The 14,306-nt window shown below is 68.4% G+C and carries 13 protein-coding genes; 6 read left to right on the top strand and 7 right to left on the bottom strand.

What is annotated here, in order from left to right; genetic code table 11:
* Positions 1–187: 187 nt before the first annotated feature.
* From OH809_RS37500 to OH809_RS37475, 6 genes are all read right to left on the bottom strand, one after another.
* Positions 188–631: a hypothetical protein gene (locus OH809_RS37500; RefSeq protein WP_406416797.1), complete on the bottom strand. Its 444-nt coding sequence runs from the start codon at positions 629–631 to the stop codon at positions 188–190.
* 33 nt (positions 632–664) lie between these two features.
* The gene (locus OH809_RS37495) at positions 665–3,067 is read right to left on the bottom strand and encodes an Ig domain-containing protein (RefSeq protein WP_406416799.1); all 2,403 of its coding nucleotides are present in this window, start codon (positions 3,065–3,067) and stop codon (positions 665–667) included.
* 321 nt (positions 3,068–3,388) lie between these two features.
* The gene (locus tag OH809_RS37490; RefSeq protein ID WP_406416800.1) at positions 3,389–4,687 is read right to left on the bottom strand and encodes a Gfo/Idh/MocA family protein; all 1,299 of its coding nucleotides are present in this window, start codon (positions 4,685–4,687) and stop codon (positions 3,389–3,391) included.
* Between the two features lie 93 nt (positions 4,688–4,780).
* Positions 4,781–5,611 (bottom strand): carbohydrate ABC transporter permease, encoded by an 831-nt coding sequence (locus OH809_RS37485; RefSeq protein WP_406416801.1) that lies wholly within the window; start codon positions 5,609–5,611, stop codon positions 4,781–4,783.
* Positions 5,608–6,561: a carbohydrate ABC transporter permease gene (locus OH809_RS37480; RefSeq protein ID WP_406416803.1), complete on the bottom strand. Its 954-nt coding sequence runs from the start codon at positions 6,559–6,561 to the stop codon at positions 5,608–5,610. The genes OH809_RS37485 and OH809_RS37480 overlap by 4 nt, the downstream gene beginning before the upstream one ends.
* A 66-nt stretch (positions 6,562–6,627) precedes the next feature.
* Positions 6,628–7,926, bottom strand: coding sequence for an ABC transporter substrate-binding protein (locus OH809_RS37475; protein WP_406416804.1), 1,299 nt, complete (start codon positions 7,924–7,926; stop codon positions 6,628–6,630).
* A gap of 146 nt (positions 7,927–8,072) precedes the next feature.
* Between OH809_RS37475 and OH809_RS37470 the strand changes: the two genes are divergently transcribed.
* Both OH809_RS37470 and OH809_RS37465 read left to right on the top strand, forming a co-directional pair.
* Positions 8,073–9,236, top strand: coding sequence for an ROK family transcriptional regulator (locus OH809_RS37470; protein WP_406416806.1), 1,164 nt, complete (start codon positions 8,073–8,075; stop codon positions 9,234–9,236).
* A gap of 116 nt (positions 9,237–9,352) precedes the next feature.
* Positions 9,353–9,748 (top strand): molybdopterin-binding protein, encoded by a 396-nt coding sequence (locus OH809_RS37465; protein ID WP_406416807.1) that lies wholly within the window; start codon positions 9,353–9,355, stop codon positions 9,746–9,748.
* Between the two features lie 382 nt (positions 9,749–10,130).
* Here OH809_RS37465 and OH809_RS37460 read toward each other — a convergent pair whose 3' ends face one another.
* Positions 10,131–10,601: a molybdopterin-dependent oxidoreductase gene (locus tag OH809_RS37460; RefSeq protein WP_406416808.1), complete on the bottom strand. Its 471-nt coding sequence runs from the start codon at positions 10,599–10,601 to the stop codon at positions 10,131–10,133.
* A 251-nt stretch (positions 10,602–10,852) separates the two neighbouring features.
* On the opposite strand from OH809_RS37460, the gene OH809_RS37455 reads away from it, so the two are divergent.
* From OH809_RS37455 to OH809_RS37440, 4 genes are all read left to right on the top strand, one after another.
* A complete protein-coding gene (locus OH809_RS37455) occupies positions 10,853–11,122 on the top strand; it encodes a molybdopterin-binding protein (protein WP_406416809.1) in 270 nt (89 codons plus the stop codon).
* A gap of 47 nt (positions 11,123–11,169) precedes the next feature.
* Positions 11,170–11,997 (top strand): molybdate ABC transporter substrate-binding protein, encoded by an 828-nt coding sequence (gene modA, locus OH809_RS37450; protein WP_406416811.1) that lies wholly within the window; start codon positions 11,170–11,172, stop codon positions 11,995–11,997.
* A complete protein-coding gene (modB, locus tag OH809_RS37445; protein WP_406416813.1) occupies positions 11,994–12,872 on the top strand; it encodes a molybdate ABC transporter permease subunit in 879 nt (292 codons plus the stop codon). The genes modA and modB overlap by 4 nt, the downstream gene beginning before the upstream one ends.
* A 109-nt stretch (positions 12,873–12,981) precedes the next feature.
* Positions 12,982–14,073, top strand: a complete 1,092-nt coding sequence (locus OH809_RS37440; protein ID WP_406416814.1) for an ABC transporter ATP-binding protein — start codon at positions 12,982–12,984, stop codon at positions 14,071–14,073.
* The last annotated feature ends 233 nt before the right edge of the window (positions 14,074–14,306 follow it).

Below are 14,306 nucleotides of genomic sequence, written 5' to 3'. Positions count from 1 at the left end.
TCCTGGACGCCGGGCCTCACGCCGACTCCGCGTACGCCACCTGGTGAAAAGACGGGAAGACGGTACGGAGGATCGCCAAACCTTCGACATATCCATACTTTCTAGTATGGGTGCGATTTTTCTGAGGTGAATCTCGGATCAGGCGGTCAGTCTGAATTCGGCCTGGTCGGGGCTGGTGTAGAGCCGTTCATGCTCGCGTGCGGTGTGGTAGGCGCAGTAGGTGTCGCCGTCCGCGGCGGCCCTGGGCTGCGGTTTTCTCGGCCTTGCGGCGGGTGGCTTCGCGCAGGGCCTCGGGCCGCATGACGATGCCCTTGCCGTCGGCCTGGATGACCAACGGCATGTCGCGGGTGCAGGGAACGAGGATGCGGGAGCGGTAGAACGCGTCGATGTCGGTGGCAGCCGTGACGAAAAGCCGGGCGAGCTGTCGTTTGCCCAGCACGTCGCCGCAGCGGCGGCGGATTGCCCCAAGGGCCTGGCCGTAGGAGCCGCGGACGGCCTCGGCGACCGCCAGGCGCCGCAGACCCAGCGAGTGACGCCCGGCCGCACGTCCGATGGACGGCTGATTCCGCGGGTGGCGGTGCAGAACATCGCGAGGGCGTCCAACTCCGGTCTTGGCGACCGGCCCGGACACCCTCGCGATGTCATCTGCGTGTGAAGGACGGTGTCAGGGGCGTACGGTGATCTTGTACTGTGCCTTGGCGGCGGGGAGACCGTCCGTGCTGTAGGCCGTGATGGTGAAGTCGGCCTTCGTGGCGTGAGCCGGTGTCCCGACGATGCCCCCTGTGTCCGGGTTCAGCCGGAGGCCGTCGGGCAGGGCTCCGGCGGTCACCTTGTACCGGATGGTGGCCGGAGTGTTGGTGGTCACCTTCCCTTCGTAGAGGCGGTTTACGGTTGCCGACGGCAGCGTGTCGGTGCTGAGCCGGGGTGTCGGTGCCGCGACCTTCTCGGGCTCGCCAGTCGGGTTCCCGCTGGAGTCGAGTTCCTGCAGCGACCACTCCTGGCCGGGCTCGACAACGGTGAGGTGCCAGTTGGTGGACTGGTCACGGAAACGGGCCTTCTGTGCCTCGCTGAAGGCTCCGATGTTGCGCGCCGTCTCCCACTGCTTGATGGTGTCGAGCAGCAGTTTGGCGTGGTCGCCACCGGCGGTGAGGCTGGCCGTCGATGACTGGAATCCGGCGCCGGCGTTCAGGCCCGCGCCCCGCGCCAGCTTGTTCTCGAGGCTCAGCTGGGTGTCCGAGCCGTGCAGGCTGATCCAGCCCAGCATGCCCGGGAGGAAGTTGGCCCGGTAGTAGGCGTTGTTGACGAAGACCTGGTTCATGCTGGTGAAACCCACTTCGCCCCAACTCGACCTGGTGAGCGCGTCCCAGGTGTTGGAGGTCATCCGGCTGGTCTCGGTGATGAAGCCGTCCTTCGCCTCGGTCTTCTTGTAGGTGTCATTCACCAACTTGGCCATGCCGTACGCGCCCCAGCCGGAGTCCGAAGCCGACTCCAGGCCGTCGTAGGAGTTGGACATGATCCCCGTGGTGTTCCAGATGGTGGAAAAGCGGTCGGAGATCTCGTTGATGATGCCGAGTCCGCCGAGCGCACCACCGTATTGGTTCTGCGGCACGCGGGCGACGGTGTCGCCGCTCGCGTGGGCGGCCGCGACAGTTCCCCAGCCGCCCCGATCCACGCCGGTGACCTGGCATTCGTTCCCGACCTGGCTCGACGCCGCGTAGATCACGATCTCGCTGCCGATCAGCAGGGATCTGCCATGCAGCCCCGAGGCCAGCGGCGCGCAGCTGGACAGATAGAGGGTGGTGTCACCCGCGGCCATAGGCCGGGTCAACGTCGCGCTCTGGCCGAGCGCGAGATCCGGGCTCCACTTCGGCTTGACGTAGGCGTCGTTCAGGCTGATGAAGTCCGAGATGGTGTGCACTCCGAGCCGGACGCCGTTGGCCTTGGCGATGTCCACCGCTGTCGCGGCACCGGCGTCGCTGCCGCCCAGGCTGGAGTCGAACTGGTAGTGCCCTGTCGTCTGCCAGGGCCCGACCGCATTGGGCAGGGAGTAGATGTAGCCGATCCCTGCCCCCTTCGCGAAGCCGGCCGCCGCCGGGATGTTGCTGGTCTTGAGGTCTCCGAGGACGAGGAAGGACTGCGAGCTCGCCTGGGCCGTCTTCTGCCATTGCCCGTTCTGTGTCGGGTACGGCAGGTGCTCTCCGGTCGCGATGTTCGACAGCACGGTCGGAGCCATCTCGGGTGAGGCGCCGAACAGCGCGATCTTGGATCCGGTGATCTGTCCACTGCGGCCGGACAGCGGGCCGACCGGGAACCGGTAGCCGTCGATGTGCTGCCGCGCTCGTTCCTTCGTGTAGTCGAAGGTGAAGGCCCGCAGCACCGAACCCCATGGCGTCTTGCCCGCGGCGCTCCACTCCTCGATCCCGTGGGGGAGGGCCACCTGCAGATCATCGGGATTGTCCGCGACATCCTTCTCCCAGCCGAAGTCCTGGTACTCCTGCGGCCAGGCGCCTTCGGTCCGATCGGTCAGCGGCCTCAGCCCGATGGCGAACTGGTTGTCGCGGACCACGCCGACCGCTTGACCGATGGTCTGGTTGATGGATGTGGGCAGCGGGCCCCACAGCAGCGTCTGCACATCCGCTCCGGCGGGGCCTTCGACCTCCACCGCTTCGAGTGTGCTGTAGCCGGCCCGGTTCTCCGCTTTCACTACGACACTGAATCCGGCCTCCTTGTTGGTGAAGGTCAGGAGACTGCCGGAGCGGGTGACCTTGGTCGGGCGTTCCTGCCGGCCGTTGATGACAAGACTGACCAGTGAGGCGGACTTCCCCGGTGCCAGGTAGTCGGTTCCGGTCCGGGAGTCCTTGAGGCTGATCACGGTGCCGGTGGAGTCCAGGCCGATGACCAGGTACCCGGCCGAGAGCTGTATCGCGGCCTTGGTGTGGGCCGCCGTCCCGTGGAACGTCGTTTCAGCACCGTTCGCGGCGTCCGCCGGCGCGGTCGTCGCCATGCCGATGCTCAGCGTCAGAGCGCCGGCCCCGACGGCCACGCTCCATGTGTGTGCGTGTCTCATGATCTGCTCCTGATTCGCCATTCGCCTGTGCGTGTCCGGGACATTCGTCCGCCGAGGACGTGGGATGCGAAAGTCTCTTGGCGGAAAACGTGCGTTGACTCGGTTGCGTAGTGTGCGAGTTCGTCGATGACGCGGTGCAGCATGGGGACGAGGGCCGAAGGCATGGGCGTTGCCCGGGACACCATGGCCGCCTCGTTACCTGGTGGCTGGGGGGGACCACGCGCGCGTGTGAATGTCGTGGTGCTCACGGCGTAGTGCTCGCCGCCCGCGGCTGACCGTCGGGTCGCCATACGTTTTCTCCTGGCGATGCAGTGGTGCGGATCAGAGCTGTACAACCCGTCCGGTGCGCCGCGCGCGTTCGGCGGCGAAGACGATGCGGTGGCTGTCCAGGCTGGCTTCGATCCCGGAGACGATGAGTTCTGGCCGGCCGCCGTGCAATGCGTCGATGAAGTCGTTGAACAGGGCTTCGTCGCCGCCGGCGTGGCCTTCGGCGGCCGAGGAACCGTCTCGGGAGGTGTCGATGACGGTGGTGCGTTCGGTGAGGAAGTCATAGACCTCGATATGGCGGCCGTCGCCGGTCAGCTGGCCGCGAGTGCCGAAGATCTTGGTGCGGCGGTTCTCCAGCGGCGTGAACGCGGTCAGGGTGAAGGAGGCGGTGGTGCCGCCGTCGAACTCCAGGGACACCACCTGGTGGTCGACGACGTCGTTGTCGCTGCGGTACACGCAGCGCCCGTAGGGGCCCTCGGCCAGCGCGGCGGCCACCTTCTCTTCGGTCAGCTCACCCTCGCTCATGATCTTCGTGAAGTACTGCTTGGTTCCCCCGTTGCGCAGTCCGTCCAGATAAAGGCGCTTGGCCGAGTAGGCGCACGTGGGTTCCACCGGGCAGGTGAGGCAGCGGTCGGTGGAGCCTTCGGGTGCCGATTCGGGGCGGAAGTGGGACAGGGAGCCGAAGGAGGAGACCTGCTTCACCGGTCGGCCGACGATGTACGTCATCCAGTCGATGTCGTGGCAGGACTTGGACATCAGCAGGAACGTCGATGTGTCCTCGCGCCGCCAGCTGCCGCGGACGAAGGAGTGCGCGAAGTGGTAGTAACCGACGGGCTCCAGATGCTCCATCGAGACGATGTCCCCGAGCACGCCCTCGGAGAGCAGCTTCTTGAGGGCGACGGTATAGGGGGTGTAGCGCATGACATGGGAGACGGCCAGTGCCGTGCCGTTGCGGCGTGCGGCCTCGGCGATCTGCTCGCAGTCGTCCTCGGTGGTGGCCATGGGCTTTTCCAGCAGTAGCTGGTAGCCGAGGTCGGCCAGCGCTACGGCGGCGTCCTTGTGCTCGGCATCCTGGAACGCGACGATCGCGACATCGGCCAGGCGCGGCCGGTGCAGCAGGGCGCGCCAGTCGTCGAAGCACAGATCAGCCTCGATGCCGTGCCTGGCGGCGATGGCGGCGCGGATGTGCTCCGCGGGCTCGGCGACCGCGACGATCTTCGCCTCGCCCGGGCGCCTGGCCGCTAGTTCGGCGTAAGCGGCGCCACGTGCGCCGGCGCCGAGCACGGCGATGGTCAGCGGCCGGCCGAGTGGCGCGGCCAGGTCACCGCTGACGAAGTCAGTGAGCTCGATCATGAGTGGATACTCCAAAGCGGTGGGGGGCACGGCAGAAGTGGGCCCCCGCGGCACTGATGTGGGAGAGGACGGTCGGCGGCGGGCGAATCGGACTCAGCCCTTGATGGCGCCACCGGTCAGGCCCTTGACGAAGTGGCGCTGGAACGCCAGGTAGAAGATCAGGACGGGCAGGCTGGCCAGGAACATCAGGGCGAAGACGGCGCCGAAGTCGGACTGGTGCTCGCCGATGGCCCGGTAGATGCCGACGGTGACGGTGGTGCCGTTGGCCGGCCCCAGGATGATCAGCGGATTAAGAAAGTCGTTCCAGATCCATACGCCCAGGAAGATCAGCACGGAGGCCGAAGCGGGGCGCAGCAGTGGGAAGACGACTTGCCAGAAGATGCGGAAGCGTCCAGCGCCATCCAGGGCCGCGGCCTCCTCCAGCTCCAGGGGGATGGTCTTGACGAAGCCCATGAAGACGAAGACGCCGAACGGCACGTAGTAACCGACGTTGACCAGGACCATGCCGGGCACGGTGGTCATCAGACCGAGCGAGTGCAGTACCTCAGTGACCGGTTCCAGGATGACCGCCGGTGGGATCATCAGCCCGCACAGCAGGACTGCGAGTGCGGCCTTGGCCCATCCGCTGGTGGAACGCGCCAGGTAGTGGCCGAGCATCGCCGAGACGATGGTGAGGATGGTGATGGAAATCGCGGTGACTTCCACGCTGTTGATCAGTCCGTACCAGAACAGGTGGTCGGGGCGGGAGAGTACCTGGCGTATGGAGTGCAGGGTCGGGGGGATGGGCAGGCTCGCCGGATGCGGGGTGATGTCGGCGCCGGGTTTGAAGGCATTGGTCAGTACCAGGTAGAGCGGCAGGGCGAAGGTGGCCGTGACCAGCAGCGCGGCCAGCGGCCGGAACGAGGAGCTCCTGTCGGTGTTCACAGCGACACCTCCCGCCGCTGCAGGACGCGCAGCACGATGGTGGACAGGACGGCGATGATCAGCAGCATCAGGGCGGCCATCGCGGCGCCGTAGCCGATGTGGTTCCCGGTGAACGTGGTCTGCACGACCTCGAAGGCAACTGTCGAGGTGGTGCCGTTGCCAGGCCCGCCGTTGGTGAGCACCTGGATCTGGTCGTAGGCCTTGAAGCCGGTGATCAGCAGCATGACGGTGTTGATCGTCAGCGCCGGGGCGAGCATCGGCCAGGTGACGTTTCGGAAGCGGGCCAGGCGGCCGGCGCCGTCGATGGCGGCGGCTTCGTGCAGTTCTGCCGGTACACCCTGCAAGCCGGCGAGATAGACCACCACGCAGAACCCGAGCATCTGCCAGGTCATGATGAACGCCACGGAGTACAGGGCGATCTCGGGATCCGACAGCCAGCCCGGCGGGTGGTGCACGCCGGCGGAGCGCAGCATGGAGTTCAGCAGTCCGTCATCGGTGAGGATCGCCTGCCAGATGACCGACACGACCACCGACGACAGGACGACCGGGGTGAAGAAGACCGAGCGCAGCGCGTTGTACAGTCGGCCGCGCTTGTCCAGGAGCAGGGCGATGAGCAGTCCGCCGGCGTTCGCGGCGATGGTGACGATAGCGGTGATGACGAGGGTGTTCTTCAGCGCTCCGGTGAAGTCGGCGTCGCTGAACAGCCGCGTGTAGTTCTGCAGTCCGACCCACTTGGTCGGCGGGTTCGCCGGGTTGCGGTTGGTCAGGCTGGTTCCGATCGTCATCCCGATGGGCACCAGCACGAAGGCCAGGTAGACGGCCAGGCCCGGGGCGCCGAACGTCAGAAAGTGCAGGGACTTGGGCAGCCGTGAGGCGCGGCGGCGGTGACCCGGCGCCGCTCCCCGGCCCGCGGCCCCGCGGACCGGGGAGCGTGCAAGTGTCGTAGACATGGTTTTCGTCTCTTCCGTGGGCTGGCCGATGGCGGGTGTTCTGCCAGGGCTCGTGGACGGCGAAAGCTACTGGGTGGCCTTGGCCCACTGGTCGTCGAGGAACTTGCCGAGGCCGGCGGCGGACTTCTTGCCGTTGATCAGATCGGCGACACCGGCAGCGGCCTTGTTCGGCAGTCCGGCCGGCATGGAACCGTCGCCGGTCTCGATCGAGAAGGCGTCGACGATCGCCTTCTGCTGGACCGCTTCCCGGTACAGCTTCTCCGTCGCCGTGTAGACCGGGCCCATGTCAGCCGGCGGGGTGTAGTCCTTCAGTGCGATGATCGAGCCGTCGGTTTTCGCCGAGGTGTCAAGGGACTGCTTGTCCAGCATGAAGGCCAACGCCCACTTCTTGGCCAGCTCCACGTTTGCAGCATGCGAGGACACGCTCATGCCACCGCCGGTGTAGGCCGGCACAACCAGCGACCCGTCGTCGGAGGGCCAGGGGAACACACCGACGGGGAAGGACGTCGGCTTGGCGTCCGCCGAGGCGGCGAACCACGAGCCCATCGGGTACATCGCGCCCTTGTTGTCGCGGAACGCCTGCTCGCTGTCGGCGTAGGAGCGGGACAGGCCGGCGGTGTCGATGTAGCCGTCCTTTGCCAGTCGGGACACCTTCTGCGCCGCCTTGGCGAACACCGGGTCGGTGAACTTGACCTTGGCCGCTGCCTTCTGCGCCAGCCAGTCCGGCGTCTGCCGGTAGACGTCGGTGCCCACCGTGGCGATCAGCGGATACATGTCCGCCCAGGTGTCCTGCCCACCGCCGCCGACGATCAGCGGATTGATGTGTTTGGCCTTGAGTTTCGCGCAGTCGTCGAGCAGCTCCTGGTAGGTCTTCGGCGGCGCGGCGATCCCGGCGTCGGCGAAGTCCTTCTTGTTGTAGTACACGAACGGCGTGGGCTGCGTGTTGTACGGCAGCTGGTAGATCTTGCCGTTGATCGGGTTCGAGTGCGGTGAGACGAAGTCGGAGAGCTCCTGATCCGTCCACGGCGCCAGCTGCCCGGCCTGGGCGAAGCCGTTGGGCGACACTCCGATCATGATGTCCGGCAGCTGGCCGGACGCGGCGAGCTGCTTGGCGTAGGCGACCCGGTCCACGGTGGGGGCCACCAGTTTCTTGATCTTGACGCCCGGGACCTTCGCCGAGGCGCGGGCGATCGCGTCGTCCCAGTACTTCGCGGTCAGGTTCGGCGTCTCGAACGTCAGGAACGTCAGCGTCGCGCTCCCACCGCCGGAGTCCTTGGCCGATCCTCCGCTCGCGCCCGCAGCACAGCCCGTCAGTGTCAGCATCGCCGCCGCGCCTATGCCCGCGAGGGTCATCAGCTTGCGCATCTTGCCGCTCCTTTCCCCATGACAGTCGATTTGAATAGATAGCAAGATTTGTTTAATATTTGCGACGGGAGGATTCAAAGCCGCCCACGACGGGGTTGTCAAGGGTTCCGGACGGTAGTCTTCCGGTGGACATGGGAGGAGCCAGGATGCGCATACGGGGCGGTGACCCGTCCACGCTGCGGCGGATCAACCTGGCGGCGATGCTGCGCGCGCTCTACGAGGACGGCTCCCAGACGGTCACCGAGATCGCCACCGCCACCAGACTGTCCCGGCCGACCTGCGAGGAAGGCGTCAACGACCTTCTGGTGCAGGGCAGGATCGCCGAAGCCCCGCCGTCGGACCCGGCCAACCGCGCACCCGGCCGTCCCGCCAAACGCTATGCGTTCAACGCCGCCGCCGGCCGCGTACTGGGCGTGGACATCGGTGCCCACAAGGCCCTGGCGATGACGGCGGACCTGGCGGGACATGTCACCTCGGAACATCGCGTCCAGCTCGACCCCGATCTGGCCCCGCCGGATCGCCTGGCAGCCATCCGCCAGGCAGTCCTGGCGTGTCTGGCCGCCGACCCAACACCCGGGGAACCGGGTCTGCTCGCAGTCGTCGCGGGCTCCCCCGGCGTCATCGACGCCGAGGGAAGGGTCCTGCTGTGCAACGTCATGCCCGGCTGGACAGGCGTCCACCTGTCTGCCGAGCTCGCCCGCATGCTGGAAGACGTCGGAGTGAAGACCGACGGCCCGGTACGCGTCGAGAACGACATGAGCATGGCTGCCCTCGCCGAGCAGTGGCAGGGCGTCGCCAAAGGCATCGCGGCGGTCGTCTACATCCACGCCGGCCACCGGCTCGGCGCCGGTGTGCTCATCGACGGCAAGCCCTACCGGGGCCATCACGGCGCCGCCGGCGAGATCGGTACGCTCAAGCTCCTGGACTGGGAGAGCTCCTACCGCCGCCTGATGGACTACTCCCCCACCAGCACCGCGGGCGACGTCACCATGCGCATCTTCACCGACGCCGGCGACGGCATTCACGCCGCGGCCGAACTCGTCGACCGCTTCGCCTTCGACCTGGCGACCGGCGTAGCGGCCATGTCCATGACCATCGACCCTGCCCTGGTCGTCGTCGGCGGCGGTATCTCCCGCGCCGACGAGGCCATCACCGCCCCCGTACGGCGCCACCTGGCAGACCTGTGCCTGTTCCCGCCTCGCGTCGAAGCCTCGGCGCTCGGCGAGGAGTCCGTCGCCCTCGGCGCCGTACGCGCCGCACTCCTCCACGTCGAACAGCGGCTGTTCAACCCCTCGTCCACGGCCCGCTGAGCCGACGGCCCCGCCGGGGCCGGACACCGCAGCCCACTCAAGCGGTGCGGCGTATGCCAACGCCATCACGGGCAAGAGCTTGCATATGCTAGGAATATGTATCTATCTTGGCGTGTATGCAATCCTACACAATCGGGCAGGCGGCCCGTCTGTTGGGCGTGAGCCCGGATACCGCGCGGCGTTGGGCGGATGCCGGCCGGGTGGCCACGCATCGCGACAAGAGCGGACGCCGGCTCATCGACGGCAGGGATCTGGCCGCCTTCTCGATCGAGGTCGCCAGGACGGGTGGTGGCGAGGAGGACGTCTCATACACCTCTGTCCGCAACTCGTTTCCGGGCATCGTCACCGCCGTCAAGCTCGGCGACGTCGCGGCCCAGGTGGAGATCCAGGCCGGGCCGCACCGGCTGGTCTCGCTGCTGACCCGGGAGGCCGTGGAGGAGCTGGGCCTGGAGGTCGGCGTGGAAGCCACCGCCCGCGTGAAGTCGACCAGCGTGCACATCGACCGCACCTGAGCGGACACGCACGGGCGGCGGCCGTGGGTCGCGCCTTCACCGAGGAGTGCGCCCCCACACCGGTCGATGCCCCGCCGTCGTCGTACGGCACGGAGAGCACAATGGCCATGTCGCGTCTCCTCAACTCCGTTGCAGGGCACGGTGGTCCGGACCGACGCCAGGGCGTAACGGGCCTCGGCCAACGCTCCGTTCAGATCCGGCGCACGGCCTTCGCGAACGCCCTGCGGGACGCCACCGGCGTGCGCTTCACGGAGCTTGGGCCGACCCGCGACCGGGCGTGGCCGGCCCTGGATGCGGCGGGCGCGGCGGCTGTGCATCAGCCGAGGACGAGCAGCCCCTCATAGAACTGCCGGAGCCCCCCACCGGGTTCGTCTCGCCGGTGTCACGTCCACGCCGTGTACCCGCCGTCCACGCGTATCGCGCTGATGCCGCTGATGTGCCGGGCGCCGCAGCGGTCCTGCGGCAGCACGAGCTGGGGGCCGGCCCCGTCGAGCGGGGTGTCGTCGATGGCGGCCGCAAGCAGGACGGACGCACGGCCGAAGTCGGGGTCGATCTCCGCCCAGGACAGGACGGCGTGGTGGCCGTCCGCGCCCATCACGGCGATCAGGAAGCGCAGGCGGTCCTTGCGCCGGGTGGGGTCGAAGGCGGGGCCGGCGTCGGACAGGACATCGTGCAGCAGCGGTCCTGCGAAGCGATGGTGCTGGATTCCGCTGGTGGCGCACTCAAAGCTCACCTGCACCCGGTGCTGGGGCCAGGCGAGCAGGTCGGGCACCCTCAGCCGGGCAGGCCGCGCGAGGTCGCCGGTCAGGGCGACCTCGGCCACCGGATCGGCGGCCGGAAGGGAATGACTCACGGTTACCACCTCCCGGATGTCGATACCCGGGCAGCAGTCCCGTATAAACGCACATGCCCACTATCACCGATAGACAGTCCAGCTCATGCGATGCCACAGAAGACTTCCACCTCGTATCTGCGGCAGTATGATCTGCACATGCACACCTACCGGATCGGGGAAGCAGCCGCCTTGATGTCAGCGCCGACACGCTGCGGCGCAGGGTCGATGGCGGGACACTGCAGGCCGAGCGTGACCAGCTGGGCCGGCGGATGATCCCCGGGCCGGAACCGGCTTCCTTCGCCCGGGAGTTGCATTGCGCCGAGCGGACGAACAACGGATCCTCGGCGCGCAACCACCTCGCCGGGTTCGTCACCGACGTGATCCTCGGAGATGTGTCGGCGCGGGTGGAGATCCAGGCCGGGCCGTTCCGGGCGGTGTCCATCATCAGCCGGGACTCGGCTGATGAACTGACGCCGGAACCCGGTGTTCCGGCGCTTGCCGTGATCAAGTCGACCAAATTGGTCGTCGAGAGACCGTAGAAGAGTCCGACGGACTCTTCAGGAAGAAACCAGAGGGAGCAGACCCCGTGACGACCCGTTCCGTACGCCGGACCCGCCGGACCCTGCAGGTGGCCGGCGCAGGCGCCGCTGCGCTGCTGGCACTGAGCGCCTGCTCCTCGTCCGACAACTCCTCGGCCAAGCCGGACTCCTCGGCGTCCACGGGCTCGTCGAAGAAGCTCTCCGGCACGCTGACCGTCTTCGCCGCCGCCTCGCTCAAGGAGAGCTTCACGACCCTGGGCAAGGGGTTCGAGAAGGCCCACCCGGGCACGAAGGTCACCTTCAACTTCGGTGGCAGCGACACCCTCGCCGCCAGCATCACCGGTGGCGCCCCGGCCGACGTCTTCGCCGCCGCCAGCCCGAAGACGATGGCGATCGTCACCGACGCGAAGGACGCGGTCGGCACGCCGTCCACCTTCGTGCGCAACCAGCTGGAGATCGCAACCCTGCCGGGCAACCCCGACAAGGTCTCCTCCCTCAAGGACCTCACCAAGTCCGGCCTGAAGGTCGTGCTGTGCGACAAGACGGTGCCGTGCGGGGCGGCCGCACAGAAGGCGTTGGAGGCCGGCAAGCTCAAGCTCACCCCGGTCTCGTACGAGCAGGACGTCAAAAGCGCCCTGACCAAGGTGGGGCTGAAGGAGGCCGACGCCGCCGTGGTCTACAAGACCGATGTGAAGGCAGCGGGTGACAGGGTGGAAGGCGTGGAGTTCCCCGAGTCCGCCGAGGCCATCAACGACTACCCGATCACGCTGCTCAAGGAAGCGCCCAACGCCGACGCGGCGAAGGCGTTCATCGCGCTGGTGCAGTCCGCCGAGGGCCAGAAGGTCCTGACGGCGGCCGGGTTCCTCAAGCCGTGACCGAGCTGGACAAGTCCGGCGCCGCGGACGAGCTCCTCACGGGTGGCGACGCCCGCGGGGGCCGGCCGCGGCGCCGGCGCGTCCGCGCGGACGCCCGGGGCAGGGTGCCTCTGCCTCTTCTGCTGCCCGCCCTCGTCGGCCTGGCGTTTCTGTTGCTGCCACTGATCGCCCTTCTCGTACGGGCTCCCTGGCGCAGCCTGCCGGACCAGCTGGCCAGCACGGAGGTGTGGCAAGCTCTTCAGCTGTCCCTGGTGTGCGCGACCGCGGCAACCGCGGTGAGCCTGGTGCTGGGCGTGCCGCTGGCCTGGCTTCTCGCGCGCACGGACTTCCCGGGGCGGGGTTTCGTACGGGCCCTGGTGACGCTGCCGCTCGTCCTGCCGCCGGTGGTGGGTGGTGTGGCACTGCTGCTGGCGCTGGGGCGCAACGGTGTCGTGGGGCAGTGGCTGGACTCGGCCTTCGGGATCACGCTGCCGTTCACGACGGCGGGGGTGGTGGTCGCGGAGGCATTCGTGGCGATGCCGTTTCTCGTCATCAGCGTGGAGGGCACGCTACGGGCGGCCGATCCCCGGTACGAGGAGGCTGCCACCACGCTGGGCGCCTCCCGCTTCACCGCGTTCCGCCGGGTCACCCTGCCGCTGATCGCGCCGGGCATCGCAGCGGGTTCCGTGCTGGCGTGGGCCCGCGCGCTCGGCGAGTTCGGCGCGACAATCACCTTCGCGGGCAACTTTCCCGGCCGTACGCAGACCATGCCGCTGGCCGTCTACCTCGCCCTCCAGAACGACCCGGCCGCCGCCATCGCGCTGAGCCTGGCCCTGCTCGCCGTGTCGATCGCGGTCCTGGCCGGACTGCGTGACCGTTGGATGACGGCCTCATGACCCGAACCGCCCGGGAGCCACTCGCAGTCCGCCCCGGATCGCCGAGGCGCCGGACCGCCGGCGCTTCCGTTCCTGTTCCCCCACCGCGCAACCGCTGGACGAACCCCTCATGACGGACATCGACGACGCCACGGGCAGCCTCCCCACCACGGCCGCATCCGCCGCGGGTCTGGACGCCCATCTGGTCGTCAACCGCGGCCCTTTCCACCTCGACGTGGCGCTGACGGCCGCGCCCGGCGACGTCGTGGCGCTCCTCGGGCCCAACGGCGCGGGCAAGACCACCGCCCTGCGCGCGCTCGCAGGTCTCACCCCGCTCACCGGCGGTCATCTGCGCCTCGACGGCGTCGCGCTGGACCGTACGCCGCCCGAGTCCCGTCCGGTCGGCGTCGTCTTCCAGGACTACCTGCTCTTCCCGCACCTCTCCGCCCTCGACAACATCGCGTTCGGACCCCGCTGCCAGGGCGCGTCCAAGGCCGAGGCTCGCGCGCAGGCCGCCGAGTGGCTGGACCGCATGGGCCTCGCCGACCACGCCGGCGCCAAACCTCGCCGACTCTCCGGCGGGCAGGCCCAGCGCGTCGCCCTCGCCCGCGCCCTGGCCACCCACCCCCGGCTGCTGCTGCTCGACGAACCGCTGGCCGCGCTCGACGCCCGCACCCGCCTTGATGTACGCGCCCAACTCCGCCGCCACCTCGCCGACTTCGAGGCGGCCGCCGTGCTGGTCACGCACGATCCGCTGGACGCCATGGTGCTGGCCGACCGGCTGGTCGTCATCGAGCACGGCCGGGTCGTCCAGGAGGGCACCCCTTCCGACATCGCCCGCCATCCGCGTACCGACTACATCGCCCAACTGGTCGGCCTGAACCTCTACAAGGGGCTGGCCGAGGGGCACACCGTACGGCTCGAATCCGGCCCGGCGATCACCACCACCGAGGATCTCACCGGCCCCGCCTTCGTCGCGTTCCCGCCCGGCGCGGTCACCCTCCACCGCGACCGGCCCACCGGCTCCAGCGCCCGCAACCTGTGGCACTGCGAGGTCACCGGACTCGAAACGCACGGCGACCAGATCCGCGCGGACCTCACCGGCGAGCTCCCCCTCGCCGCCGACCTGACCACGGTCGCCGCAGCCGAACTCGACCTCCATCCGGGAGCCCCGGTCTGGGCCACGGTCAAGGCCGCACAGACGCACGCATACCCAGCCTGACGCAGCGCTCGCGGATCTCGACACGCGCCACCGGCGCAGCCCCCCTCCTGGATCAGACCCACGCCACTCGTATGCAGTAGGGCGAGACCCGTGTGCAGCTCATCGCCGTCCCATGGGCGGGATCGCGGATGAGGAATGAATTCGGGCAGCGAGTGCGCCGCTCCCCCGACGCCAGGCCTCCGGTAGCGAGCACCCCTCGGGCGCCGCCGAGAGCCACAGCCGCGCCAACGTGA

Origin of the sequence: Streptomyces sp. NBC_00873 (assembly GCF_045207415.1) — a bacterium.
In the GTDB taxonomy this organism is placed as follows: domain Bacteria; phylum Actinomycetota; class Actinomycetes; order Streptomycetales; family Streptomycetaceae; genus Streptomyces.
The sequence above is the reverse complement of the archived record's forward strand: the minus strand, read 5'-3'. Positions and strand labels throughout refer to the sequence as shown.

What these genes read in the sequence shown, in the direction of transcription:
- OH809_RS37495 (WP_406416799.1), bottom strand. Translation starts at nt 3,067, where the DNA reads ATGAGACACGCACACACATGGAGCGTGGCCGTCGGGGCCGGCGCTCTG.
- OH809_RS37490 (WP_406416800.1), bottom strand. Translation starts at nt 4,687, where the DNA reads ATGATCGAGCTCACTGACTTCGTCAGCGGTGACCTGGCCGCGCCACTC.
- OH809_RS37480 (WP_406416803.1), bottom strand. Translation starts at nt 6,561, where the DNA reads ATGTCTACGACACTTGCACGCTCCCCGGTCCGCGGGGCCGCGGGCCGG.
- OH809_RS37475 (WP_406416804.1), bottom strand. Translation starts at nt 7,926, where the DNA reads ATGCGCAAGCTGATGACCCTCGCGGGCATAGGCGCGGCGGCGATGCTG.
- OH809_RS37470 (WP_406416806.1), top strand. Translation starts at nt 8,073, where the DNA reads ATGCGCATACGGGGCGGTGACCCGTCCACGCTGCGGCGGATCAACCTG.
- OH809_RS37465 (WP_406416807.1), top strand. Translation starts at nt 9,353, where the DNA reads ATGCAATCCTACACAATCGGGCAGGCGGCCCGTCTGTTGGGCGTGAGC.
- OH809_RS37455 (WP_406416809.1), top strand. Translation starts at nt 10,853, where the DNA reads ATGATCCCCGGGCCGGAACCGGCTTCCTTCGCCCGGGAGTTGCATTGC.
- OH809_RS37440 (WP_406416814.1), top strand. Translation starts at nt 12,982, where the DNA reads ATGACGGACATCGACGACGCCACGGGCAGCCTCCCCACCACGGCCGCA.